Raw genomic sequence first — 25,355 nt, 5'->3', positions numbered from 1 at the left:
ACGATGTGTCCGAATCCCACGTGCGGTCCCCGTGATTTTCGGCCAATCTTGTTACTGGTCACGGCAGTTGGGACGGCAACTTCGCCACCCCTCGCCACCTGCGAGGAAAGGACCAACGGGCACGTGTGGCGCCTACGGCGGCGGGGCAGGGACGGCATGCGCACTTCCCAGTGGCGTCACCGGATGGAACGCTTCGTGATCGAACGCTTCACGCCAAGTTGCCTTGTCGACATAGCACCGAGTGTCGAACTTGTCCCAACGGCATCGTCCGACACAGTAGATTCGATCTTGGCTATCGCCGCGGGGGAAACGTGCAGGACCGAGAGGACGCGACGATTGAGGGGGGCTGACTACCGGTGAGCGTTCCAAAGAGCCATCAGGACTCGACGAACGGCCCGGCGACGACCCGCAAGCTGGCCGCACGGCGGCGCCGGGAGATCGTCTCGGTGCTGCTCTTCAGCGGTGGTCCCATCTTCGAGAGCTCCATACCGCTCTCCGTGTTCGGCATCGACCGCCAGGACGCAGGGGTCCCCCGCTATCGGCTTCTGGTGTGTGCGGGTGAGGACGGGCCGCTGCGTACGACCGGCGGGCTCCAACTGAGCGCTCCCTACGGGCTCGACGCGCTGTCCCGCGCGGGCACCGTCGTCGTCCCGGCCTGGCGGTCGATCACCCAGCCGCCCCCGGCCGCCGCCCTGGAGGCCCTGCGCAGGGCGCACGAGGAAGGGGCACGCCTCGTCGGGCTCTGCACCGGGGCGTTCGTGCTCGCCGCCGCCGGACTCCTGGACGGACGCCCCGCGACGACCCACTGGATGTACGCACCGACGCTCGCCAAGCGCTACCCCTCCGTCCACGTCGACCCCCGCGAACTCTTCGTGGACGACGGCGACATCCTCACCTCCGCGGGCACCGCCGCCGGCATCGACCTGTGCCTGCACGTCGTACGCAACGACCACGGGACCGAAGCGGCGGGTGCCCTCGCCCGCCGCCTGGTGGTACCGCCCCGCCGCGGCAGCGGGACGGAGAGCGGAGGTCATCCACGCCATCTGGACCGCTCTTTACCAGAGGAGATGGGCGCGGACCCGCTTGCCGAGGTCGTCGCGTGGGCGCTGGAGCATCTTCACGAGCAGTTCGACGTGGAAACGCTGGCTGCGCGCGCGTACATGTCGCGCCGTACCTTCGACCGGCGCTTCCGCTCCCTGACCGGCAGCGCACCCCTCCAGTGGCTGATCACGCAGCGTGTGCTCCAGGCACAGCGGCTGCTGGAGACCTCCGACTACTCGGTCGACGAGGTCGCGGGGCGCTGCGGCTTCCGTTCGCCGGTGGCGCTGCGGGGGCACTTCCGGCGTCAGCTGGGCTCGTCACCGGCCGCGTATCGCGCCGCGTACCGCATCCGGCGGCCGGACAGCGGAAACGGATCCGGCGGCGGGAGCGGCGAGGACGACGCCGGCGCGGGTGCCGCGGAGGCCGGTGGCCGCAGCGGGGCTCAGGGAGCGCAGGCCCAGTACGGTGACCCGGGCGTTCCCGGCGGTTCCGGCAGCGGCACGGGCGGCGACCGCGTGCTGCACGCGGCGGGCCAGTACGTCCCGCGCGAGCTGCGGGACGCCGCCCGCGCCCACCGGGACTCCCGTCAGGACGCCGCTGAGCCCGGCAAACCGGAGTCGGACGCCTGGGCTCCGAGGTTGCCGGGACAGCGGGGCCGCAGCTGACGGCGTGGACGTAGGGTGAAGCGCATGAATGACCGCATGGTGTGGATCGACTGCGAGATGACGGGCCTCTCGCTGGCCGACGACGCGCTCGTGGAGGTGGCCGCTCTCGTCACCGACTCCGAGCTGAACGTACTCGGAGAGGGCGTCGACGTCGTCATCCGTCCTCCGGCGCGAGCACTGACCTCGATGCCGGAGATCGTCCGCGAGATGCACACCGCGTCAGGCCTGCTGGACGAGCTCGACGACGGCACGACGCTGGCCGACGCCGAGGAGCAGGTCCTCGCCTACGTACGGAAGCACGCCCCGGAGGCGGGCAGGGCCCCGCTCTGCGGCAACTCGGTCGCCACCGACCGCGGCTTCCTCGCCCGCGACATGGCCGATCTGGAGGCGCACCTCCACTACCGCATCGTGGACGTCTCCTCCATAAAGGAGCTGGCCCGCCGCTGGTATCCGCGCGCCTACTTCAACAGCCCGCCGAAGAACGGCAACCACCGCGCCCTCGCGGACATCCGCGAGTCGATCGCGGAGCTGCGCTACTACCGCGAGGCGGTCTTCGTCGCACCGCCCGGGCCGGACTCGGACACGGCGAAGAAGATCGCCGCCAATCACGTGGTCCCGCCCGCTTCCTGAGCGGACGGGAGTCCGGGCGTCCCCGGCTCCGGACGGGTCCCGTCCGGGTGCAGTCCGGTCCCGTGCCCATCCCGTACGGGTCCGATTCGGGTTCCGTTCGGCCCCCTTGGAGCCCCTTCGGCCGGGCCAGAACCCGTGCGCGAGCATCCCGCCGCACCCTGTACACTCTTTCTCGGCCGGACAGAAGAGCGAGCCGGTCGTGGTGGATGTAGCTCAGCTGGTAGAGCACCTGGTTGTGGTCCAGGAAGTCGCGGGTTCAAGTCCCGTCATTCACCCTCACTGATCAAGGCCCTCACCTGGGGAGACCCGGGCGGGGGCCTTTTTCGCGCGCCCGTGCGCGCGGCGGCGGTCTACGGCCGCGTGGGTGAGCCGTGCCCGCGCTGGGGATGCGGCGGCAGCGGGGCGGACCGAGCCTGGTGAGAGCGGACCACGGTCCGGGGAGGCCCAGGGAGAGGACTCGATACACATGGCAGGTCCACACGACCCGAACGGCCCTCAGGACCCTCGCAATCCGCACGGGCGGCCGGGACAGCCGGGACAGCCGGGACAGCCGGGGCAGCACGGACAGCCCGGTCGGCAAGGCCCGGGTGCCGGGCCGGGCTCGGGCCCGGGCACGCATGGCACCCCGGAGCGGGACGGACCGTTCGAGCCATTCGAGCCGGTGCGCGGCTACGGCGCCGCCGCCCGCTACCCGGATCCGTACGACGAGTCCGGGACGTACGTACCGGAGAAGCGGACCAACGGCTTCGACCACGACCGCCCGCCCGGCGGCCACCGCCGCCGCATCAGCTTCGCGCGGCTGTGGGCGGGCGGCGTCGTCGTGGCGCTGGTGGCCGCGCTCGCGGCGGCCGTCGCGCTGCTGCTCGTACGCGGTGTGCTGGACATCCCGGTCTTCGCCCCCGAGCAGGAAGGCACGATGGAGCTCACCTCCACCGGCCAGCTCGCACTGGGCTCGGCCCTCGTCGCGCTGGCGGCCACGGCCGTGCTGAATCTGCTGATGCTGGCGACGCCGCAGCCGGGCCGGTTCCTCGGGTGGATCATCGCGCTGGGCACGGCGGCAGTGATGCTGATGCCCTTCACCTCCACTGCGAGCTGGGAGGCCAAGGCGGGCACCGCGGGCGTCTATCTCGTGATCGGCGTCGTCATCGGCACACTGCTGGCGACGGTCGCGCGCACCGCCGCCCGCCCCGATGACCGTCGTGGCGGCGACCGCGGCTGATGTGCGCGCGGCCGCCGTGCGCCGGGTGTGCGCCTGGCCGCCGTCCGGCCCGCCACGTGGCAAGGCCCTCACCGGGACGCCTCTCCGGTGAGGGCCTCATGCTGGCCCCGCGGGATGCCGCCTCACGGTCTACGCGATGCGGACACCGTGCCGGGCCAGGTAGGTGACGGGGTCGACTTCCGTTCCGTAACCCCGCTTGACGCGTACCTCGAAGTGCAGATGGGGGCCGGTCGAACGGCCGGTGTTGCCGGATTCACCGAGCACGGTGTTCGCGCGGACGACGCGCCCCAGCCGTACGGTGATCTTCGAGAGGTGCGCGAAGAGGACGTGCTTGCCGTCCTTCATGTGAATGATCACGGCATTGCCGTACGAGCCTGCTTCTCCGGCGAGTTCCACTCTGCCGGTGCCGACGGACCGGACGGTGGTTCCCGTCGGTGCGGCGAAGTCGACGCCCGTGTGATGTCCTGCCGCCCATCCGCCGGGGACTCCCCAGCGGGCCGAGATGCGGGCGGCCCTCGTTATGGGTCGTGCGTAGGAGTGTGCCGGTTCGCTGAGAGTCACGCGCTCGCGCCCCTCGCCCGGATGCCCCGCGTCGTCCGACGCCGGTGCCAGGTTGTGGGGCCGGCTGTTCACCGACGCCGAACCGGCGAAGCCGCATATGGATACGGCCGCTGCGAGCCCGCCGGTCAATATCCTCCGCACGATGCCTGAATCACGCCGCGTCTGAGGTGTCATACCTGGCAGCAAAGGACACCGGCCGGGCACCCGCACCCGGGCGCTGTCCGGAGGAGTGACCATCCCGACGCCCCGTCACCCTCAGGGGTCAGGTGAGGTGTGACGGGGCGCCGGGACGAGGAGGAGGCCGGGGGGCCGGAAGAAGGGGTCCGGAAGAAGGGTCCTGGTCTGGAAGAACGGGACGGAAGAAAAGGGCCGGAAGAAAGGGTGGGGCGCAGCGGGGTGTGGGGGGAAGGCACCACGCCCCACCCTCGTCCGGGGCCGGCCGCACGCGGCCGGCTAGGGGGCGGAGACCGGTCAGCCGGTGAAGCCCTTGGCGAAGGCGTCCGCCTCCTGCTCGATGCTCGAACAGGTCGGGTCCGCCTCGTCCTTGGGGCCGCCCGGGCAGGCCTTGTCCCTGGTGGCCGACCACATCGACAGCCAGCCCAGGTTCTTCTCGTCCGCGAACTTCTTCACCTCGGCCGCGTCGTCCGTCTTGAAGATCTCGACGGGGACGTCGTTGACACCGATCATCGGGGTGACGGCCACGGTCTTCCACGCCTTGGCGTCGTCCTCGATGCCCAGGGCCTTCTTGACCTGCTTCTGTGTGGCGGTGGCGGCGTCGATGGCGTACTTCCCCATGTCGCCGTCGTAGGACGGGCCGTAGTCCATGGCCATGATGTTGACCGCGGAGATCTTCACGCCGTTCTTCTTGGCGTTCTCCAGCAGACCTGTGCCGTCCTGCGTCAGCCCTTCGGGGAGCACGGGCAGGGTGAAGGAGACGTCCAGGTCCTTGTGCTTCTTCTGGAGCTGGGCGATCGCCTGGGCGCGGCGGGTGTTGGCCTCGGTGTCGGGAAGCGCGGCACCCTCGATGTCGAAGTCGGCCTTCTTCAGGGCGAAGGCTTCGATGACCTTGCCGTACGCCTCGGCCAGTTCGTCCGCGGAGTTGCAGGCCAGGCCGAGTTCGGAGCCGGCCGCGCCGCCGAAGGAGATACGTACGTCTCCGCCCTTGGCCCGGAACTCCTCGATCTGCTTGGCCACGGCGTTCTCACCGAGGTCCTGAGTGCCGCCCCACTTGGGTACGCAGCCGCCGCCGGAGGTGATGAAGGCCAGGTTGAACTCCTTCACACCCGTCTTCTCGGAGCTCTTGATGAGGTCGTAGGAGGGCTCGAGCGAGGTGTCGACGTACGGGGCGAAGGTGCCTGCCGCCGCGGGCTTCGACTTGCTCGCGCTGCCCTTCTCCTCCTCTCCCGCGCTCGCGTTCCCGGCGAACGCGAAGGCGGCGCCGGCGACCGTCGCCGCCGCGGCGGCGGCCGCGGCGAGCTTCACTTTGCGGCTTGTCCGAGAGGGTTGTGCTGCGGGGGTGTTCGTCATCGTCGGGTGCCTCATCAGGTGGGGGTGATGGTACGGACCTGAGGCAAGCTAGCGGGGCCGAGCCGGACAATTCGCTTGTTACGGACGGAAGTTGAAGAACTTAGGCCGCGCTTAAGGAAGGGCAAGGGCCCGGTTATGGAACGGGAGCGCCGGAGTCCCGGGTTCGGGTCCGGCAGCTGAGCGAGGTCGCTCGGTGAGCGGAAGGTGAGTGGAAGCCCGCCCCCCGGAGCGCGCGCACCGGGGTCCGAACCGTAGTGAGTCTGCGCACGTGCGGTCGTCACGCTCCGCGATATGGGGTGGTCAGGAAGTTCGATCGTCACGCCCGGTACGGGCCGGCCTCCGGTGAGTCCATGTTCAGCCGTTCGGCCGTGCTACCTTTGCTTTTGGTTGCAGTTATGGTTCCCAAGAACTTCAAGTGCTCTTTTCGACAGTGTCGACAGGCGCATTTCTTTGTGTTTCCGGTGTTTTCCGGACGGGGCGATCATCGCGGCGACGTGGGTTCGCAGAGCGCGGTCCCAGGCACTGCCCCGAAGGAGATAAGACATGGCCACCGGCACCGTGAAATGGTTCAACTCAGAAAAGGGTTTCGGCTTCATCGAGCAGGAAGGCGGAGGCGCTGACGTCTTCGCCCACTACTCGAACATCGCCGCCCAGGGCTTCCGCGAACTGCAGGAAGGCCAGAAGGTGAACTTCGACGTCACACAGGGCCAGAAGGGCCCGCAGGCGGAGAACATCACTCCTGCCTGACCCCGGGACGTACTGGGGAGCCGGGGTCCGTACCCTCTCGGTCGGGCCCCGGCCGTTTCGTTTTACCGCGCCCGCACGCGGCGCACCTGGTCCGAAGCCGCCGTCAACGGCTGGAAGCTTCGCTGTCCGCTTGCCGAACGGGCAGGCACACACTCCCGACCCGCCCGCACGCGAATCGTACGCGCGGACTCCCTACCGCGGCCTTCAGTCCGTCTTTCGCCGCGTCTCATTCATCCCGGAATTGCCGGGCCCGGATTTTCCGGGCAGCTCGGCCTCCGGCTTCGCTTGTCTTTTCCGGCTCGTTCTTGCGTTTTTCCGCGCCGCTCACGGCTGCCAGGAACTCCTCGACACGTGCCGCACCGAGGAAGGTTCTGCATGAACCGCACAACACGCATGAACGACCGCTCCCCCCGCACCGGCACGGGAGGCGCCGGATCCCGGAAGGACCGTGGCTTCCGCCCGCGTACAGAGGGCGGCAAGAACCGGCCGAGGCGTTCCGCGGCCCCCCGCCCGTCGGGCGGCAAGGGACGTCAACGCGTCCAGCCGCAGGGGGAGTTCACGCCTCCGGACACCGTCACCGCGGCGCTGCCGGCGGTCGAGAGGTTCGCTGATCTGGATATGCCCGCACCGCTGCTTGCGGCCCTGCGCACCGAGGGCGTGACCGTGCCCTTCCCCATCCAGGCGGCGACACTGCCGAACGCGCTGGCCGGGCGGGACGTGCTGGGACGCGGACGCACCGGCTCGGGCAAGACCCTCGCCTTCGGCCTGGGTCTGCTGGCCCGTACGGCGGGCAGGCGTGCGGAGCCGCGGCAGCCGCTGGCTTTGGTCCTGGTGCCGACCCGGGAGCTGGCCCAGCAGGTCACCGACGCGCTCACCCCGTACGCGCGGCCGATGAAGCTCCGCCTGACCACGGTGGTCGGCGGACTGCCGATCGGCCGGCAGGTCCGCGCCCTGCACGGCGGAGCGGAGGTCGTCGTAGCCACACCGGGCCGGCTCAAGGACCTCATCGAGCGCGGCGACTGCCGCCTGGACGCTGTCCGCATCACCGTGCTGGACGAGGCCGACCAGATGGCCGACATGGGCTTCATGCCCCAGGTCACCGAACTGCTGGACCAAGTGAGCGCCGACGGCCAGAGGATGCTCTTCTCCGCCACCCTGGACCGCAACGTCGACCTCTTGGTCCGCCGCTATCTGCACGACCCGGTCGTGCACTCCGTCGATCCCTCCGCCGGCGCGGTGACGACGATGGAGCACCATCTGCTGCACGTCCAGGCCGCCGACAAGCACGCCGCCACGACCGAGATCGCGGCCCGTGACGGGCGGGTGCTGATGTTCCTGGACACCAAGCGTTCCGTTGACCGGCTCACCAAGCACCTGCTGAACAGCGGTGTGCTCGCAGGCGCCCTGCACGGCGGCAAGTCCCAGGCCCAACGCACCCGTACCCTCGCCCAGTTCAAGGCGGGCCGGGTCACCGTGCTGGTGGCCACCGACGTCGCCGCCCGGGGCATCCACATCGACGACCTCGACCTTGTCGTCAACGTGGACCCGCCCACCAGCCACAAGGACTATCTGCACCGCGGCGGCCGCACCGCCCGGGCGGGCAAGTCCGGCAGTGTCGTCACGCTGGTCCTGCCCGACCAGCGCCGCGAGATGACGCGCCTGATGGCGGACGCGGCCATCACCCCGCAGACAGCGCAAGTCCGCTCCGGGGAGAGCGAACTGACCCGCATCACCGGCGCCCAGGCACCCTCGGGGGTGCCCGTCACGATGCCTGTGGCAGAGCCCGCCCAGCGCAGCGACCAGGCACCCAGGGGCCGGAACGGCCGCCCCGCCCGGAAGCAGCGCCGCCGTGGCTCCGGGTCGAAGCGCACCGACGTCCCGGCGACGGTCGTCACCCAGCCACGCCGTGCGACGTCCGGCGCGCAGCCGTCCGGCGCCCGGCGCATGGCGCGCGACACGGCACGGGTCACACGGCCCCGGATTCCCGGGGTCTCGTGAGCGCTCGAGCGAGTGCAGCGCGTCTTGGCCGCCAAGTCCGCAGGAGAATCCCGGGGTTCGCCGCCCGGGGAGCGCGGTCGCACGAAGGCGCAAGGCCGTGGCCGGCCGCGGAGTCCCGCAGCGGAGTAGGCTGGCGATACCGAGGGCTTTCCGCGCACCGGTTTCGCATGCCGGTGCCGTTCTTGGTGACAGATGGCCCCGGGCCGTCCCCCGGCCCGAGTCAGGTACGCGTCATGAACGTGACCGCAGACCGCACTCAGCTCATCCACGAACCGCATTCCGAGCCGTCGCTCCGTCTCGCACTGAAGCCCGAGGGCGCCCCGAGGGGCCTCCTCGATGGTGCGTGGTGGCCGCGCTCCCGCAGTCTTCTGCGTGAACTCCCCGTCCTCACCGACGTGCTGGACCCTCTGTGGGGACGCATCACGCGGATTTCCGTGAACCCCGCACACTGGCCGGTCGTCCCGCGCGAGGTGCCGGTCACCGGCCATGTGGTCAAAATCGGATGGTTCAAGGAGGAGCAGGACCCGCACAAGCTTCTACTCCTCTCCTACCGCGTCGGCCGCTGGGATCTTCTGGTGATTCCACCCCAGGCGAGCGCGGCCACGGCTGCCCGTCTGATGGCCGCCGCGACCGGCACAGGCCTCCGCCGCACCGCGAGCGCTCTCATCGCAGCCGACGACGCCGCCCGGGCCGCCGCCGTGGAGCAGCACATCCGGGAAGAAGAGTGGGAGTCCGAGGGCGGCGGCACCGCTCAAAGGGCCGCGGCCGTTTCGCGCCGGGTCCCCCAGCCGGCCCGCTCCCACGGGGTGTGAGAGCGATGGACACCGTGATCACCATCGGCATCATCGTCGCAATGAGCGTCTTGGGCTCGATCGTCATCCGCCGGCTCCACCACAAACAGGCGGGCCGGGTCGCGGCCCTGCGCTACGGACCTCTCCAGCCGGGCAAGGAGACCCGGAGGACGAGTGCCGGCGATGTCCGCCGCGGGCCGGTTCCGTCACTGCGGAAGTGGGTCCGCCGTGACCACCGCGACGGCGGCCGTGGCCGCCACCCCGCACGGCGACGCCGCAGCAGCCGCCGGTGACCTGGCACCTGCCCTCGAACGGCGCCCGTCCAGGCACGAGCCGGCCATGCGGGCACCGTCCGCAGAACGCCCCGGATTCCGGTCCGGGGCGTGCAATGCACAGTAGAACTACACTTCTTGTGATGCCCCAGCCCCCGGCAGCGAGATGTCGTGCGCTCCGAGGAGGCACTTGATGAGCACTCACCGACCCCCGCCCATCTCCCCCGGGTATCCAGGGACATCGGACGGTGCCGAGCACGAACAGGCCCACGGGACGGCCCGCACTCCGGGCGAGGTCACGGCGCCCGAAGAGGCGGCCGCCCATGAACCGCGTACGGGCGGAAGCGACTTCGCCCGGCTGTCGAAACAGATCGTCGCCGCGGGCCTCATGCGCAGGCGAACGGGCTACTACACGCTGCGGCTCACGCTCGTGACCGCGCTCTACACCGCGGGCTGGGCCGCCTTCGTGCTGCTCGGCGAGAGCTGGTGGAGTCTGGCTGTGGCCGGATACCTGGCGCTCGTCTTCGGCCAGGCCGCGCTCGTGGCACACGATGTGGCACACCGCCAGGTCTTCCGGCGGCGCCGGGCGAGCGAGCGCGTGGGGCGGATCGCCGGGAACCTGGGCATCGGTATGGGCTACGGCTGGTGGCAGGACAAGCACACCCGTCACCACGCCAATCCCAACCATGAGGAGCTGGACCCGGACGTCGTCCCCGACCTCCTGGTATGGAGCCAGAAGCAGGCCCGGTCCGTACGGGGCCTGCCGCGGCTCATCGGGCGCGCACAGGCATTCCTGTTCTTCCCGCTGCTCGCACTTGAGGGCTTCAACCTGCACGTCTCGGGAGTCAGGGCGCTTCGGAACCGGTCGGTGAAACGACGGGGCGTCGAGGGGACCATGCTCTTCGCCCACTTCGGTCTTTACCTGACAGCCCTGTTCCTGGTGCTTCCGCCCGGCATGGCCGTGCTCTTCCTGGCCGTCCACCAGTGCCTGTTCGGCCTCTACCTCGGCTCCATCTTCGCCCCCAACCACAAGGGCATGCCGATCCTCACCGGCAAGGGCCGTCCGGACTTCCTGCGGCGTCAGGTGCTCACCTCACGCAACGTACGCGGCGGTTGGTTCACGGACATCGCGCTGGGCGGGCTCAACCACCAGATCGAGCACCACCTCTTCCCGAGCATGCCCAGCCCGCAACTGCGCAAGGCGCGGCCCATCGTCCGGCAGTACTGCGCGGAGGTGGGCGTGGCCTACCTGGAGACCGGGCTCATCGCCTCGTACCGGGAGGCGCTGCGGAGTCTGCACCACGCCGGCGCACCCCTCCGGGGAGCCCACCGAGGCAGGAGTTCCGACGCCGGCAGCTGACCTCCGGCACCGAGCGGCGCCCTGCCGACGGCGGTCGGCGCTCTGCTCGGACCTGGTTACGTGCGGCCGAGAGGCAGGCGGATCCGGCGTTCGGGGCGGCGGCGGCCGCGGCCACGGCGTCGGCGGTCCGCCTCGCCGCCGTCCAGCGTCAGCCACACCCGTATCTCGGTGCCGCCCAGCACGGACGGTCCGATGCGCACATCTCCGCCGGTGGACTCCGCGACCCTCCGCACGATGTCCAGGCCGAGCCCGGTCGAGCCCGGCTTGCCGTCGCCGTGACCGCGGCGCAGCGCCGCGTCCGGGTCGGCTATGCCGGGGCCCGCGTCGGAGACGAGCACGATCACCGAGTTGCTCGCGGGTCCGCCGTGGTGAACGTCCACGGAGAAGGCCGTGCTCACGGGCGTGTGACGGAAGACGTTGCCGAGCATCGCGTCCAGGGCGGCGGCGAGTTCGCTCCGGGCGACCGGCACCCGGACCGGACGCTCCACACCGGCCAGCCGCGCCTCCCGGCCCTCGTCCTCGGCGAGTGCCGACCAGAACGCCATGCGCTCCCGTATCACCTCTGCCGCGTCGCAGGCCGCGGACTCGATGGCGCCCGTCGTCTGGGCCCGCTGCTCGCGCTGCTCGCGGGCGGTGCTGATGATGTGGTCGACCTCGCTCTCCAGCTTGGCGACGGCCTCCCGGGTGTGTTCCGCGGCGTCGCCGTCGCCGAGCGAGGCGGCGTTCAGGCGCAGCACAGTCAGCGGCGTACGCAGCCGGTGCGACAGGTCGGCTGCCAACTCCCGTTCGTTGGCGAGGAGTTGTACGACCTGATCGGCCATGGCGTTGAACGCGGCGGCGGCGGAACGCAGTTCGCTCGGCCCGTCCTCGGGCACCCGCACGCCCAGCTTGCCCTCGCCCAGGGAGTGCGCGGCGGCCGCGAGCCGTCCCGCCGGGCGCACCATGAGCGTCCCGAGCCGGTCGGCGACGGCCACCGATCCGAGGATCAGGGCGATGCCGACGCCCGCGAGGATGAGCCAGGACGTGGTGACGTTGTGGGTCACCTCGTCGTTCGGGATGAACACCTCGACGACGGCGAACTCACCGCTGGCGACCGCCGTGGGCCGCAGCAGCGTGTAGCCGCCGGGCACCATGACGGTCGAGGCGCGGCCCTGGCGCCGCGCCGTCTCCAGCTGCTTCTGGGTGGCGCGCTGACGGCCCACCTCGACGGCGCTGTCCGGTCCGGCGGCTCCGGCCCTCGCGGACTCCGGCGCGGACGACGAGGACTTCGAGGACGACGAGGCCTGCGGCACATGGACGGCGAGCCGGCCTTCGCCGCCCGCCTCCGTGCTGACCACGGCCCGCTCGAGCTCCTGCCGGTCCGTCGTGATCGCCAGCACCGGACCGACGGTGGCCGCCTGCCGCTCGGCGTTGGAGAACGCACGGTCCCGTGCCGTCTCCTTCACCACGAGCCCCAAGGGCACGGCGAAGGCGATCACCACCATGACTGTCACGGCGAGGCACACCTTCACCAGTGCCCATCTCATGCCCGTATTTCCTTTCTTGCCTCTCTCACGGCCGCGCTTCCTTCGGCGCCTCGAGCTTCACCCCGACACCGCGGATGGTGTGCAGGTAGCGCGGACGGGCCGCCGTCTCGCCCAACTTGCGGCGCAGCCAGGAGAGATGGACGTCGATGGTCTGGTCGTCGCCGTAGGACTGCTGCCACACCTCGGCCAGCAGCTCCCTGCGCGCCACGACCACACCCGGCCGGCCGGCCAGAAAAGCCAGCAGGTCGAACTCGCGCCGGGTGAGATCCAGCAGCGTGCCGTCGAGCTCGGCCTGCCGCCGCAGCGGGTCGATGGCGAGGCCGCCCACCTTCAACACACGCTCCGTGACCGTGCCCTGGCCTCCGCCCCCGCCTGTCGCCGCGCCCTGTGAGCGCCGCAGCACCGCGGACATACGGGCGGAAAGGTGCTCCACGGAGAAGGGCTTGACCAGATAGTCGTCCGCGCCGTCGTTGAGGAGGCGGACGATCTCGTTCTCGTTGTCGCGGGCCGTGGCGACGATCACCGGTACGTCGGTGATGCCGCGCAGCATCTTCAGCGCCTCCGCGCCGTCCAGGTCAGGAAGGCCCAAGTCGAGGATCACGACGTCGAATCCGTACTGGGCGACCTCACGCAGCGCCTCCAGCGCCGTGCCGACGCTGCGCACCACGTGCGAGGCGTCCTTGAGGTGCCGGATGAGGGCGGAACGTACGAACTGGTCGTCCTCGACCACGAGCACTCGGGCCATGTGCGCACGTTAGTCCATACCGAGACGTGAGTGCGCAGGTTGCAGCTATGGTGACAGTGATGGGACGACGAACACTTGTGCACGCTACGGCTTGGGTACTGGCTACAAGCGGTGCCGTCACGCTGTCCTGGTTCGGGGTTCACACGGTCCTGGCGGGAACCGAGTACGAGCCGCCGCGTTCGCTGCCCATCGCGGACGGTTCGTCGTCCACGACGGATCCCGGAGCGCCCTCGCCGCAGCAGCCGGAGCCGACGCCGCCTCCGCCCCCCTCCGAGTCCTCACCGCCGGACAAGCCGCGGCCGACCGCCTCCGCCCCGCCCGGCGACGGTGAACAGACCACGAAGCCGCCGTCCGAGCCCACGGAGCCGGACGACCCGCCGGAATCGGGGAAGGTCGAGGGTGCCAGCGTCGCGGGCGGCCGCGCCGTCTTCGACATGCGGGACGACTACGCGACGTTGGTGTCCGCGACGCCCAACGACGGCTGGGACACGCAGGTCTGGAAGGACTCCACCTGGATCCGGGTGACCTTCTCCAAGGACGGGGCGTCCTCGTCGGTCTTCTGCCGCTGGGACGGAGCGCCGCCGCGCATCGAGTCGTACGACAACGGCTGAGGACGAGAGGGCCGGCGGACGAGAGGGCCGGGGGCGAGAGTTCCGGAGCCCGAAGCGCAGGGCATCGGCGCCGGGGCGGCCGGGCAAGGCGCGGGCCGCCTCAGCCGAAGGTGCCTTCCGGCGGTACGGGTGAGGGCTTCGCCGTCGCGTCGGTGACCGGCACGGCACCGCCCGCGAAGCCGGCGAGCGTGTCGCCGGACTCCACGCGCCCAGGGTGCGGATCGCCCGCGGAGCGCCGGGTCAGCTCCGCGACGGGCAACTCACGGTCTGCGGCGACGAGTACGGCGTTCCCGAAGCGCTTCCCACGCAGCACTGCGGGATCGGCGACGAGGGCCGCCGCGCCGAACACCTCGCGCACCGTGGCGACTTGGGAACGCAGATGCTCCAGCGGCCGGCGCCCTCGCCCGCGGACCGTCCCGCCGCCGTCGCCGCCCGGCCCGTCCGCGATGTTCGCGGCGTACAGCCCGTCCCGGCGCAGCACCCGCCGCACCTCGTGGAGGAATTCGGTGCTGGTCAGATGCGCCGGCGTGCTCGCGCCCGTGAAGACGTCGGCGATGACGAGGTCCGCCCACCGCACCGGGAGTCTGCCCAGCACCTCACGGGCGTCGCCGCCGCGTACGCGTATGCGCCAGCCACGTTCCAACGGCAGTTCGGTACGCACCCATTGGGCCAGCGCTGCGTCCCTCTCGACGACCTGCTGCGTGGAACGGGGCCGGGTGGCCGCGACGTAACGGGCGAGGGAGAAGGCCCCGCCGCCCAGGTGGAGCACGTGCAGCGGACGCCCAGGCGGCGCCGCGAGGTCGATGACGTGACCGAGCCTGCGCTGGTATTCGAACCCGAGGTGGGAGGGGTCTTCCAGGTCGACGTAGGACTGCGGCGCTCCGTCCAGCAGCAGCGACCAGCCGCGCGCACGGTCGGGATCGGGGACGAGCTCCGCCTCTCCCCCGTCGACCTGCGCGCTCAGCGTCTCGCGCGTCCCCCGCGAGCGGCCGCCTCTGCCGCGGTCACCGCTGCGGGCGCCATCACGAGCGCCGCCGTAAGCACGGCCGCTCCGCCGTCGTCCGCCCTTCGCCACATGTCCAGTATCGCGGGAGCCAGGGGAACTCGGGCAGCTCGGGGAGCTCGAGCAGCCCTGCTGCTCACTGGCAGCGGTCGGCGGCCTCGATCGTGCGGGCGGCCTCGCCCAGCGCCGCCCGCAGCAGCGACGCGTCGGTGGCGACCCCGAACGCCCCCTCCGGGGGTACGAGCCAGCCCGTACCCGCAAGTGGCTGCTCCTGTGCGACCGTTCGGGGCCGGCCGGGGGTCTGGGTGCAGGCGCTGCCTGGCAGATCCCAGCAGGCGGCGGTGCCCGGCGGCACGAGGAAACCGAGCGTGTCACCGTCACCGTCGCACAGCAGCACCGGGCCCAGTCCGTCCCGGAGACGCAGGATGTCGACGGCCTCCAGGCCCTGCCGGGCGGGCACAGTCACCAGATCGCAGGGCACACCGCCGGAAACGGTGCGGACTCCTAGGCCGGTGTCCATCGGGACCCCTCCTCCGAGCTCCTCCGCAGTGGTCATGCAGAGTTCAACGGCCCGGACCGTCAACGGGCTACGGCACACCCCGCCACAAAGGATGGCACTTCATGGCAGATGATGGGTGAGATATCCGTTTTGTAGCGGAACCCTGCGTGCTGATCGCGTCACAGCCGGTACCGTCCGGCCATGGCGTCGTCATCTTCCGCGCCGCAGGGCCCGCCCCGCGCGCCCAACACGGCGTTCCGTCGGCTGCGCGGCACACTGTCGCCTGCCGAGTTCGCCGCAGCCGTACGCCGGGCGGCGCGCGAGATCGGCGAACACGTCGCGTGCGACGCCCGCTACATCGGCCGGGTGGAGGCAGGCGAGATCCGCTGCCCCAACTACGCCTACGAGCGGGTCCTCCTGCACATGTTCCCGGGTCACACGCTGACCGACATGGGCTTCGCCGACCGCGACGCCGTACGGGGCAGGGCGGCCCGCCGGACACAACAGGCTTACGGAGGTGATAATCCGCCGCCTTACCTGACCACGCGTCACACGGAATCACGTACGCTCTTCGGTCATCACAGCAGCCCCAACAGCCCCAGCACTCCTAATAGTCCCATCAATCACAACAGCATCACTGGTCACAGCGGCAGTCCCGGCGCCACGCAGGGCGCCCCCAACTCCCTTATCTGCACGATCTGTTCAGACTGTTCCGAGATCCACGAGGAGAGCGACGTGCTACGTCGCGCGTTCATGACCGGCGGCCCGGCAGCCGCCCTGATCGCCATGCCGCCCCTCGGCGCCGTGGCCGCGGCCGCAGACGGCCGCGCCTCGTCCGCGCGCGCACACCGGCGCGTCGGCGAGACCGAAGCGGAAGCGCTGGAGCACGCTGTGCGGCGCATCCGGCTCCTGGACGACCGGCACGGCGCCGACGCTCTCTACCAGCGCGCGGGCAACTCCCTCCGCAGCGCGTACGAACTCCTCGACCAGGGCACTGCCGGCCGTCAGTCCGTCACCGACCGCCTGCACAACGGTGCGGGTGAACTCGCCATCTCCGTGGGCTGGCTCGCCCACGACTCCGAGCGCTTCGACGACGCGCGCTCGCACTACGCGGAGGCGCTCGCCACTGCCCGCGTCGCCACCGATCCGGCGCTGGAGGCCCACGCCTTCTGCAACACCGCCTTCCTCGCACGCGACGCGGGCCGTCCGCGCGAAGCCGTACGGGCGGCGCAGGCCGGGCAGCAGGCAGCCAAACATCTCGGCTCCGCACGGCTGTTGTCGCTGCTCAGCATGCGCGAAGCGGGTGGCTGGGCCGAGCTCGGCGACCGTACGGCCTGCCAGGAGGCGCTGAGCAGGGCGCACGCACTCTTCGAACGCGGTCCCGCCGACCCCGACCCGGCCTGGATGAGCTTCTTCGGCGACGCCGAACTGGCGGGCCTGGAGGCACAGTGCTGGTCGGCGCTGCACGACTGGCAGCGGGCGGCCGCGCACGCAAGGCGCGCCGTCGCGCTGCAGGATCCGCACTTCGTCCGCAACAGGGCGCTGTTCACGGCCGAACTGGCGGGCGACCTCGCAGCGTTGAAGCTTCCGGAGGAGGCGGCGAAGGCGGGCGGGGAGGCGCTCGCACTGCTGGGGCGGCCCGTGCAGTCCTCCCGCATCCGCGGGATGCTCGGCACCGCGGCACGTCGGCTGCGGCCGTACGCGGGAGAGCGCGCGGTCGACGCGTTCCTGGAGGAGCAGAGCCGCGCCGTGCCGAAGCCGCGTACGGCCTGAGCGCCGGAACCCGCGTACGCCTTCGGTGGCTCGGCGTTCGCCAGTCGGGCGCCGGGCCCGCTCAAGCCGGGCGCCGGGCCCGCCCAGGGCCCGGTTCGGCTCGGTTCGGCCCGGTTCCGCTCGTGGCTCGGCCCGGCTCAGTCCAGGTGACCGGTGTCGTTCCAGCGGCTGATCGCCGGTTCCCCGTATGCCCAGCCGAGCACCGAGAAGGAGGCCGGCGAGAGGGACATGCATCCCCCGAAACGGATCTCCTGACCGAGCCAGCGTGCGCCCAGCACACGCAGGATGTGGCCGTGCGCGAAGAGAAGCACGTCGCGGTCCGCCGACCGGGCCCATTCCACGACGGCGTCGGCGCGGCCGGCGACCGCGCGCATGCTCTCGCCGTCCACGACGCCGTCGCGCCAGATGAACCAGTCCGTGCCGGTCTCCTCGCGGATCTGCTTCGTCGTGAGGCCCTCGTACGCGCCGTAGTCCCACTCCTTCAAGGCGTCCCACTCGGCCGCGCGGTCTGCGAACCCCGCGATGTCGCACGTCTCGCGGGCACGGGAGAGAGGGCTGGTGCGCACCTCGGCGCCCGGAAGCCCGTTCCACGGCTCGCTCTTGAGGCGCTCGCCGAGGAGCCGGGCGTCACGGCGGCCCTCGTCGAGCAGCGGGACGTCGGTGCGGCTGGTGTGCTGCCCTGTCGCGGACCATTCGGTCTTTCCGTGCCGGACGAGCAGGATGCGTGGTGCCATGGGAACCTCTTCAGCCGTCGTAATGGGTCGCGGACCGGGGCCGTTGCCCGGCCGGGTGTGCGCCCTGCGCGCCGGTGCCGGTCCGCTCACGTACGGTCGACTCTGCCCTGGTCGCCCCATGGTCGCCCGTACCCTCGCCGTACGGGGGGACAGGCGCGCGGGCGCCGGTGCGGCGTCTGTCGGTCGCGGATGCCACACTTCCGCAGGTGATGCAGTCTTCCGCGAGGCGACGCCGATGACCCACTCCGACGGCAGCGCGAACACCCTGCGCCGGCGCCTCGCCGAGCTGCGCGGCGGGCCCGACGTCCCGCCCCGTCCGCTGGACGCCCGCGCCCTGGCCGCCCTCGCCGCGAACCCGGGCTGCCGCAGGCGGGCCCTGCTGGACGGCGCGGGTGTCGACAAAGCCGCTCTGGCACAGGCGTTGGGGGCACCGGCTCCCTTCGGGCAGTCCCAGTTCGCCTTCGCCCGGGGCAACTCGTTCGAGGCGAAGGTCAAGGCCGACGGCGGTGCCGAGCTGATCCGGCTGCTGTGTGCCAGTACGGGCGAGACTCCGCCGGAGCCGGGTGAAGTCGCCCTGCCCGACCTCTCCGCCGACGGCCCCGCGGGCCGGACTGCCCGTACGCGCCTCGCACTTGAGCCCTCGCGGGCCGTGGCCGGGGACGAAGCCGACGGAGCCACGACGGCGGATGGCGGAACGGCACAGGGCGAAGCGGCGGAGGGTGGATGGGCGGAGGGCGGATGGGCGCTGCTCTTCCACCCGATGCTGGCGCTCGACGTCGCCGGTGCGACGGCCTACCTGGAGCCGGACGCCATCGCCGTACATCCGGACGGCAGTTGGACGGTCGCCGAGATCAAGTCCTTCCCGGTCCTGGACGGTTCGGCAGACGCGGCGAAGGTCGGAGCCGCCGCACGCCAGGCCGCGGTCTACGCACTGGCTCTGGAGGAGTCGGACGTGGCGGGCGAGGTGCGGGAGCAGGCTCTGCTGGTGTGCCCGAAGGACTTCTCCAATCTCCCCACCGCGCACGGCATCGACATCCGCAAGCAGCGCGCCGCCACCCGCCGTCAACTCGCCCGTCTCACCCGCCTCGAAGAGATCGCCGCCGCGCTTCCCCGGGGGACGGTCTTCGATCCCGCCCGCCCGGTGCCCGAGCTGATCTCCGCCGTCGAGTCGGTTCCCGCGGCCTACGCCCCCGAATGCCTCTCCACCTGCGAACTGGCCTTCCACTGCCGCGACCGGGCGCGCGCCGCGGGCGCGGTGGAGTCGCTGGGCCGGTCGGTGCGCGGCGAACTGGGCGGCTTCACGACGATCGACGCGGTCCTCTCGGCGGCGGGAGCCGCACCCCACTCCGGCGGGAGCGACGGAGCCAGCCCGGATACCGGCCAAGACGGGGCGGACACGGGCGACTTCGCCGGTACGGACACGGGCCGGGGCGCCGGTACGGATGACGGCGAGCCCGCGGCGGCCGCGCTGCGACGCGCGGCGAGGCTGCGCGCGGAAGCTCTGGGAGCCGGCCGCCCCGACTGCCGGGTGACGCCGTGTCGTTGATGTCCGCGCTCGCCCGCATGGAGGCCGCGGCGGCCGGCCGTGCACAGCCCCGAGCCACCGTCCGCCACCGGCATCTGGCCGAACGGCCCCTGGTCTTCGTCCCGTTGACCACCGCGGGAGAGGCGGGGGCCCCGCTCGGGGCGATGGTCGGCACCGAGCGCGAGGCGCCGGTACTTCTCGTCGTACCGCAGCCGCGCGACCGCGATCTGCGCTTCGCCTTCCTGGCCCGTCTCGCCGGCGTGGTGCTGCCGCACCTGGAGTCGGCGCAGGACGAGATCGAGTGGGAGGAGCGCAAGGAGACCGACCCCGAGACCGGCAAGAAGGTGACGGTCCAGGTCGAACTGTGCGTGGACGCCCCGCAGTTGATCGTCCCGAACGGCCCCGGCGCCGACTTCGTACGGCTGCTGGGCCGCTCCATGCGCTTCCGGCGTACCGCCGAGGAGGACCCGGAAGGCCCCTATCCCGCTCCCCCGGGCGTACCGCTGCTCGGCCGTTGGCTGACGCTCTACGGCGAACGGGCCCGCGTCCCGGGCTCGTCGCTCCTGTTGTCCATGACCGAGCTGCTGTCGCGGCACTGGGCCACCGGCCAGAGCGCGCTGGAGGACCAGCATCTGGGTGCGCTGCTGGCGTGGATCGACCCGCCGGAGGGCCTGAGCGGCGGTGAGGCCGCACTGCGCGCGGAGGTCGGGAGGGACTCGGCGGGGCAGTTGCTGTGCCCGCCGGCCGGTCCGGCCACGGACCCGGCGTTCGACAACAGGCTCCTGGCGCCCGCGATCGACCGCTTCGACGCGCGCCTCCCGGACGCCGAGGACGAGGTGAAGCAGCTGGTCGCCTCCCAGCTACGGCCTGCCTGGGACGCGGTGTGGCGCGGCATCGATCTGCTGCGGACGCTGCCGGAGGGCGAACGCGTGGCGGAGCGCTTCAAGCGCGACCGCTGGTCCTACACGGCGCACCGCGACCGTATACGCAGCGGGGAACCGCCCCAGCCCCGCCGCGACGACGCGGTCACGGCTGCCGCCAAGCTCGCACAGCGCGAGCGCGAACAGGCCCGGCTGGAGGCGCAGGAAGCGCTCGACGACCCTCTCCTCATGGCCGAACGCCGGTTCGCGGGCGAGGCGTTCGCCGGCGAGGTCACCGCGGTGGAGATGGCGTACTCCGAGGGGAAGCGGGCCATGCCGCGCCCCCTGGTCACGCTGCGCACGGACGACCGTCCGCACCTCGGAGAGGGCGTCAAGGCGCACCGTGTGCTGGACGAAGGGGCCCGTCAGAGCGCTGAGTTCGTGCGGTACGAGGAGGAGTGGGACGGGAACGAGGACCAGGACCGGGACGGGAGCAGGAACGGAAACGGGCACGGGGGAGATGACGGCCCCGGCCCCGGCCTGGTGACGCTGCGCCTGACGAGCGGCATGGGCCGCGGCAAGGAGCCCGCGCCCGGCACGGTTCCGGAGAAGGGCGAGCGACTGTGCTGGACCCTCTTCGAGCACACGCCTCGCGGCGGCCCCGAGCTGCCCGAAGTGGAGGACACCCCGTGGACGCACGGCGGCCCGCCCGCCGAACCGGCCCCCGGCGGCGTGCCGTCCCCACGCGGCACGGGCACGGCAGCCCCGGCGGCTCCGTCCCCGCAGCCGCCCCTCCCCGACCCCGTCACCAGTGAGGACCTCCTGTGAGCGCGCCGCCCCGCCCGTACGGCCCCCGCCCCGGTGAGGCCACATCCGAAAAAGCGGCGGGTGAAGCGACCGGCGAAGCCGTCCCCGCCGGGGTTCACGATCCGGCGCCCGGTGCCGCCGCGTCGCTCGCCACGGACGCGATCCTCCACGACACGCTGCACAGCTCCCGCCGCGGCGTCGTCGTGGACTCGCCGCCCGGTGCGGGCAAGTCGACGCTCGTCGTCAGCGCCGCACGCGAACTCGCCGCGGCCGGACGGCCGTTGATCGTCATCGCGCAGACCAACGCCCAAGTCGACGACCTCACGGTGCGGCTCGCCGCCGCCGACCCGGAGCTCCCCGTGGGGCGGCTGCACAGCAGCGAGTCACGCCCGTACGATCCGGCGCTCGACGACCATCCGGGTGTCGTCACCTCCGCGAAGATCGGCGACCTCGCCGAGCTGCCCGTCGTCCTCTCCACTGCCGCCAAGTGGGCGTGGGTGAAGCGGAGCGAGGGGCAGCCGCCGTGGCCGCACGCGATCGTGGACGAGGCGTACCAGATGCGCTCGGACGCCCTGCTCGCCGTAGCCGGTCTCTTCGAACGGGCGCTCTTCGTCGGCGATCCCGGCCAGCTCGACCCGTTCAGCCAGGTCGGCGCGGAGCAGTGGGCGGGTCTCACCCACGACCCGTCGGCCAGCGCCGTGACCACGCTGCTTTCGCATAATCCGGATCTTCCGCAGCACCGGCTCCCCGTCTCGTGGCGGCTTCCCGCCTCCGCCGCGCCGCTGGTCTCGGAGGCCTTCTATCCGTACACGCCCTTCCGCAGCGGCAGCGGCCCATGCGACCGGCGGCTTACCTTCGACGGCCCCGCCGACGGTTCGCCCGCGGACGAGGTGATCGACGAGGCCGCCCGTTCCGGCTGGGGTCTGCTGGAACTTCCGGCCCGGCTCACGCCGCGTACGGATCCGGAGGCCGTCGCCGCCGTCGCCCGGGTCGTGGGCCGTCTGCTCGCCCGCGGCGGCGCCACATCCGACGAACGTTCGGCAGGGACGGCTCCGCTCACCGCGGCCCGCGTCGCAGTCGGCACGGCGCACCGCGACCAGGCCGCCGCGGTGCGGTCCGCGCTCGCCGGGCTCGGTCTCCCCGAAGAGCTGCACGTCACGGACGTCACCGTCGACACGGCGAACCGGCTGCAGGGCCGCGAGTTCGACGTGACGGTGATCCTCCATCCCCTCTCGGGCCGCCCCGACGCGACGGCGTTCCATCTGGAGACGGGCCGGCTGTGCGTGCTTACCTCACGGCACCGGCACGCGTGCATCGTGGTCTGCCGCGCGGGGGTCCCGGAACTGCTCGACGACCACCCCGGCACCGAGCCGGTCCAGCTCGGGGTCACCGTGAGGTTCCCGGACGGATGGGAGGCCAACCATGCGGTCCTCTCGCATCTGTCGGCGCACTCGGTTCCGTGGCGCCAGTGAAGCCCTTCAAAGCCCCTGAAGGCCCATGAGGCCCCTGACCTGCTGAACTCCCTGAGGCCCTGAGCCCTCTGCACCCCCTCCGAGCGAGCCGTCGTCCGGCGTGCGCCGTGTCTGCGCCGGGCGTGCGCCTGAAGCCGTACGCGGCCCGACCTGCACAGCGAACGGCCCGCGCGGGACAATGGCTGCGGCCACGACTCATGGAGGTAGGCACATGCCCGAGCCGAATCCGGCTCCGGACCCGCGCGGGAGCGCCCCGCGCTTCCGCCGTCCGGCGCCCCTGCTCTTCGAGCCGTCGGAGGGCAAGGAGGACTCCGAGCAGTTCTTCGACCTGGACACGATCACGGACCCGCGCGAGCTGCTGGAGCGGTCGACAGAGCTGGCGCTGGCCTTCCGTGCCGCTGCCGACCGTGCCGTGGAGTTCCAGGCGATGGCGGCGGCGCAGCTCGCCGACCCCAAGCGCTTCGACCGGCTCTCGGACGCGGCCGTCGCCGAACGGGGCGACTGGTCCGAGGACTACGCCCGGAAGATGATCGAGTTCGGCCGGGAGCTCCTCGCGGACCGCGGACCTCAGTAGGGGGCTGTGGCCGGCGTCTCGGCCGAGGCTGCCGCAGAAGGACGGCCGGAAACCGCCTTGCACCTACGCGGCGAAACCAGTCCCAGTCGCCCCAAGTGATCAGTCATGAGCGGGCCGTGCACAATACTCCACGCCTACCCCGCTTGTCCGATTTTCTGTTCAAAGTTCAAAACAGAACAGCATGTCCGGTACATCTGTTCTTCATGAGTGACTGGCAGCGGGACGACATCCCTCAGCGCCCCCACCCCGCCGGCGACCCCGGCGTCTTCGGGCTCACCTCCGACCCGGCACCCCACGGCACCAGGTGCGCCGCCACCCACGGCGCGTCCTGCGTCACGCAGGCCGGGGCCGACTGGCTCGCCTCCGCCTGCAGCCTGCCTGCCAGCGTGCACGCGCTGTGGACGCACCGGCCCGCCTCCCCGAGCGTCCTTCCCTGCGGAACCGCCTTCGACGTCGTGAGCGCGCCGCCGCTCCCGGGCCGTCTGATCCTGGAGCGCTTATGGTCCAGCGGCCCCGGCAGCGGTCCCGTCGCCGTCCACCAGGGGCGGCTGCTGCTCTTCGCCGCCACCGGTACGGCCCAGCGGCTGCCCGCCCTGCTGAGCTGGGGGGAGTGGCGGCAGCCACAGCGAGCCTTGTCGGCCACCGCTGCCGAAACGTTCCCCTCGCTGCTCTGCCTCGGTCCCGGCGACTCCGTGACCATCCCCGCCCTCCACGGTGGACACCGGGGCGACAGGACGGCAGGGAAGAAGGAGGGGGCGACCTCCCGGTCCCGCTGGCTCGTCGCGCCGGACGTCCGCCACCCCTGGCTCCCCGGCCCCGAAGTCCTCCTCCGCGCGTGCGTACGTGCCCTCCGCGACCGCCCTTCCCCGCACCCCCGGGCTTCCGTACGTGCAGGTCGGGGGCCCGCGAGTGCCGAACAACCGATTTCCGGAACTGCGGACCGTGATGCTAAGGTCTATGACGTCACCAGGCGCCGTTAGCTCAGTTGGTTAGAGCAGCTGACTCTTAATCAGCGGGTCCGGGGTTCGAGTCCCTGACGGCGTACGTGCACAGCGAAGGCCCTCTCGCCCGAGGCGAGGGGGCCTTCGCTGTGCGCCCTGCACCCCGGCGCGACGCTTTCAAGCGGCGCCGCGCACCCTGGCGGCCCCGGGGCGGGCGGACGCGGCCCGCGCCCTATGCCTCGCCGTCCTGCCGCGTCACCTTCACCCGCCAGGTGTCGTCCGCCGTGCGCCGGGTGACCTCCACCCGCACCCCGCCGCCACGGTCCGTCGTATAGCTGTCGCCCTCCCCCAGCGGTGCGTCCGCGAGCGACGGATAGACCGAGCCGTCGGAGCAGCCGTGCGTTCCGGGGTGCCCGTCCACCACCTTCACCGGCCCGTACGTCGAGGCGCGGTCGCTGCGCACCCAGTACAGGAGCACGCCCTCTGCGCACAGCCCTCGGTCGTTGCCCTCTGAGCCGCGGGCCTCGATCGCCAGCGCCTCGTGCTGACCCGTACGTACGACCGCCAGCCTCCGGTCCCCCCGGCCGCCCACCGGGTGCGCACCCAGCGAGCGCAGCGTGTGCGTGGTGGCACCGGCGCCGGACGGCACACAGCTGACGTTGCGCCGGCCCAGCCAGCCGAGCTTCCACTTCTCCCACGCGAAGAGATCCGGAGCGAGCCCGAACTGGCTGCCCATGAGGTCCCAGTCCCCCACGTACGTGTCCCAGTCGGCCATCCCCGAGGCCGGCCGCTGGTAGAGGTCGGGCAGGTCGAAGGCGTGACCGGTCTCGTGAGCGAGGACATGACGGTCGGGCGGGCTCTGCTCGAAGACTGTGACGAGGCGACGCAGCTCGGTGCCGTCGGCCTCGATGGGGGTGTCGAGGTTCACGACCTTCGTCGCGTCCGAGTCGACACCGCCGGCATCCGGATCGGCGACGAGATAGACCAGGTCGTACCGGCTGAAGTCGACGCTCGGGTCCGCCGCGGCGACGGCGTCCCGCAGGTAGTCGGTGCGCTGCCGCTCCTGCCAGTCACGCCTTATCCCGTACGAGCGGGAGCTGGAGGGCATCCGGATCCAGCGCTTGCCTGTGTGGGTGCGCAGCTGAAATTTGCCGTAGGAGGCGCGTTTGTAGAAGTCGGACGTGGCCGGGAAGTGGTCGGCGGTCAGCTCCCGGGGCGTCGTCATGGGGCGGGAGTCGGGGAAGGAGAGGAAGAGCATGGCCGCGTCTATCCGGTTCCGTGGTCGCGGATAGGCCGGGTCCCAGCTGTCCACGCCGAGGGAGTGGTGCGCGGCGGTCCTCGGCAACGCGCACGGTGCGGCGACGGCGACGGCGGTGATCGGCCCGGCGAAGAGCCCCATCCCCGTGAAGGCGGTCAGTGCCATGACGACCGCTCCCGCGCGGCGCCATCCGCACCGCACGGAGGTGGGTCTCCG

At 71.7% G+C, this 25,355-nt stretch carries 23 protein-coding genes and 2 tRNA genes; 17 read left to right on the top strand and 8 right to left on the bottom strand.

What is annotated here, in order from left to right:
* The first annotated feature begins 356 nt into the window (after window positions 1–356).
* The 4 genes from ACSMXX_RS21735 (at window position 357) to ACSMXX_RS21720 (ending at window position 3,555) form a co-directional block, all read left to right on the top strand.
* Window positions 357–1,706 (top strand): helix-turn-helix domain-containing protein, encoded by a 1,350-nt coding sequence (locus tag ACSMXX_RS21735; protein ID WP_473180367.1) that lies wholly within the window; start codon window positions 357–359, stop codon window positions 1,704–1,706.
* A gap of 24 nt (window positions 1,707–1,730) precedes the next feature.
* A complete protein-coding gene (gene orn / locus ACSMXX_RS21730; protein ID WP_473180366.1) occupies window positions 1,731–2,336 on the top strand; it encodes an oligoribonuclease in 606 nt (201 codons plus the stop codon).
* Between the two features lie 202 nt (window positions 2,337–2,538).
* A tRNA-His gene (locus tag ACSMXX_RS21725) sits at window positions 2,539–2,611 on the top strand.
* 191 nt (window positions 2,612–2,802) lie between these two features.
* Window positions 2,803–3,555 (top strand): DUF6069 family protein, encoded by a 753-nt coding sequence (locus tag ACSMXX_RS21720; RefSeq protein ID WP_473180365.1) that lies wholly within the window; start codon window positions 2,803–2,805, stop codon window positions 3,553–3,555.
* Window positions 3,556–3,684: 129 nt separating this feature from the next.
* Here ACSMXX_RS21720 and ACSMXX_RS21715 read toward each other — a convergent pair whose 3' ends face one another.
* Entirely contained in the window at window positions 3,685–4,188 is a 504-nt protein-coding gene (locus tag ACSMXX_RS21715; protein ID WP_473180364.1) for a M23 family metallopeptidase, read from the bottom strand.
* A gap of 399 nt (window positions 4,189–4,587) precedes the next feature.
* Window positions 4,588–5,598, bottom strand: a complete 1,011-nt coding sequence (locus tag ACSMXX_RS21710; RefSeq protein ID WP_473180363.1) for a chitinase — start codon at window positions 5,596–5,598, stop codon at window positions 4,588–4,590.
* 588 nt (window positions 5,599–6,186) lie between these two features.
* Here ACSMXX_RS21710 and ACSMXX_RS21705 point away from each other — a divergent pair.
* The 5 genes from ACSMXX_RS21705 to ACSMXX_RS21685 all read left to right on the top strand — a co-directional run bounded on the left by ACSMXX_RS21705 (window position 6,187) and on the right by ACSMXX_RS21685 (window position 10,811).
* Window positions 6,187–6,390, top strand: a complete 204-nt coding sequence (locus ACSMXX_RS21705) for a cold-shock protein (protein ID WP_014155340.1) — start codon at window positions 6,187–6,189, stop codon at window positions 6,388–6,390.
* 375 nt (window positions 6,391–6,765) lie between these two features.
* Complete coding sequence (locus ACSMXX_RS21700) at window positions 6,766–8,388, top strand: DEAD/DEAH box helicase (RefSeq protein WP_473180362.1); 1,623 nt, start codon at window positions 6,766–6,768, stop codon at window positions 8,386–8,388.
* A 233-nt stretch (window positions 8,389–8,621) separates the two neighbouring features.
* Window positions 8,622–9,200, top strand: coding sequence for a DUF5994 family protein (locus ACSMXX_RS21695; protein WP_473180361.1), 579 nt, complete (start codon window positions 8,622–8,624; stop codon window positions 9,198–9,200).
* A 5-nt stretch (window positions 9,201–9,205) separates the two neighbouring features.
* Entirely contained in the window at window positions 9,206–9,472 is a 267-nt protein-coding gene (locus tag ACSMXX_RS21690; RefSeq protein WP_473180360.1) for a hypothetical protein, read from the top strand.
* Between the two features lie 172 nt (window positions 9,473–9,644).
* Complete coding sequence (locus ACSMXX_RS21685; RefSeq protein ID WP_473180359.1) at window positions 9,645–10,811, top strand: fatty acid desaturase family protein; 1,167 nt, start codon at window positions 9,645–9,647, stop codon at window positions 10,809–10,811.
* Between the two features lie 56 nt (window positions 10,812–10,867).
* Here the strand turns inward: ACSMXX_RS21685 and ACSMXX_RS21680 are convergent, their stop codons facing one another.
* Together ACSMXX_RS21680 and ACSMXX_RS21675 are read right to left on the bottom strand one after the other, a co-directional pair.
* Entirely contained in the window at window positions 10,868–12,337 is a 1,470-nt protein-coding gene (locus tag ACSMXX_RS21680) for a sensor histidine kinase (protein ID WP_473180358.1), read from the bottom strand.
* A 25-nt stretch (window positions 12,338–12,362) separates the two neighbouring features.
* Window positions 12,363–13,082, bottom strand: a complete 720-nt coding sequence (locus ACSMXX_RS21675) for a response regulator transcription factor (protein ID WP_473180357.1) — start codon at window positions 13,080–13,082, stop codon at window positions 12,363–12,365.
* 59 nt (window positions 13,083–13,141) lie between these two features.
* Between ACSMXX_RS21675 and ACSMXX_RS21670 the strand changes: the two genes are divergently transcribed.
* Complete coding sequence (locus tag ACSMXX_RS21670) at window positions 13,142–13,693, top strand: hypothetical protein (RefSeq protein ID WP_473180356.1); 552 nt, start codon at window positions 13,142–13,144, stop codon at window positions 13,691–13,693.
* Window positions 13,694–13,793: 100 nt separating this feature from the next.
* Here the strand turns inward: ACSMXX_RS21670 and ACSMXX_RS21665 are convergent, their stop codons facing one another.
* Complete coding sequence (locus ACSMXX_RS21665; protein WP_473180355.1) at window positions 13,794–14,768, bottom strand: spermidine synthase; 975 nt, start codon at window positions 14,766–14,768, stop codon at window positions 13,794–13,796.
* Between the two features lie 64 nt (window positions 14,769–14,832).
* Window positions 14,833–15,216, bottom strand: a complete 384-nt coding sequence (locus ACSMXX_RS21660) for a hypothetical protein (RefSeq protein WP_473180354.1) — start codon at window positions 15,214–15,216, stop codon at window positions 14,833–14,835.
* A 180-nt stretch (window positions 15,217–15,396) separates the two neighbouring features.
* Between ACSMXX_RS21660 and ACSMXX_RS21655 the strand changes: the two genes are divergently transcribed.
* Entirely contained in the window at window positions 15,397–16,968 is a 1,572-nt protein-coding gene (locus ACSMXX_RS21655; protein WP_473180353.1) for a tetratricopeptide repeat protein, read from the top strand.
* A 137-nt stretch (window positions 16,969–17,105) separates the two neighbouring features.
* On the opposite strand, the gene ACSMXX_RS21650 is transcribed toward ACSMXX_RS21655, so the two are convergent.
* Window positions 17,106–17,702, bottom strand: coding sequence for a histidine phosphatase family protein (locus ACSMXX_RS21650; RefSeq protein WP_473180352.1), 597 nt, complete (start codon window positions 17,700–17,702; stop codon window positions 17,106–17,108).
* A 235-nt stretch (window positions 17,703–17,937) separates the two neighbouring features.
* Between ACSMXX_RS21650 and ACSMXX_RS21645 the strand changes: the two genes are divergently transcribed.
* The 6 genes from ACSMXX_RS21645 (at window position 17,938) to ACSMXX_RS21620 (ending at window position 23,984) form a co-directional block, all read left to right on the top strand.
* Entirely contained in the window at window positions 17,938–19,248 is a 1,311-nt protein-coding gene (locus ACSMXX_RS21645) for a hypothetical protein (protein ID WP_473180351.1), read from the top strand.
* Window positions 19,239–20,915 (top strand): hypothetical protein, encoded by a 1,677-nt coding sequence (locus ACSMXX_RS21640; protein WP_473180350.1) that lies wholly within the window; start codon window positions 19,239–19,241, stop codon window positions 20,913–20,915. The genes ACSMXX_RS21645 and ACSMXX_RS21640 overlap by 10 nt, the downstream gene beginning before the upstream one ends.
* Before the next feature lie 140 nt (window positions 20,916–21,055).
* On the top strand, window positions 21,056–22,366 hold the full coding sequence (locus ACSMXX_RS21635) for an AAA family ATPase (RefSeq protein ID WP_473184902.1): 1,311 nt from the start codon (window positions 21,056–21,058) through the stop codon (window positions 22,364–22,366).
* Between the two features lie 211 nt (window positions 22,367–22,577).
* On the top strand, window positions 22,578–22,940 hold the full coding sequence (locus ACSMXX_RS21630) for a hypothetical protein (protein ID WP_473180349.1): 363 nt from the start codon (window positions 22,578–22,580) through the stop codon (window positions 22,938–22,940).
* 203 nt (window positions 22,941–23,143) lie between these two features.
* Window positions 23,144–23,920 (top strand): hypothetical protein, encoded by a 777-nt coding sequence (locus ACSMXX_RS21625; RefSeq protein WP_473180348.1) that lies wholly within the window; start codon window positions 23,144–23,146, stop codon window positions 23,918–23,920.
* Window positions 23,911–23,984: transfer RNA gene (locus ACSMXX_RS21620), tRNA-Lys, on the top strand. Before ACSMXX_RS21625 ends, ACSMXX_RS21620 begins: the two co-directional genes overlap by 10 nt.
* 129 nt (window positions 23,985–24,113) lie before the next feature.
* Here ACSMXX_RS21620 and ACSMXX_RS21615 read toward each other — a convergent pair.
* On the bottom strand, window positions 24,114–25,304 hold the full coding sequence (locus tag ACSMXX_RS21615; protein WP_473180347.1) for a M6 family metalloprotease domain-containing protein: 1,191 nt from the start codon (window positions 25,302–25,304) through the stop codon (window positions 24,114–24,116).
* Window positions 25,305–25,355: the final 51 nt, after the last annotated feature.

Source organism: Streptomyces sp. DSM 116795 (genome assembly GCF_055792905.1).
The sequence above is the reverse complement of the archived record's forward strand: the minus strand, read 5'-3'. Positions and strand labels throughout refer to the sequence as shown.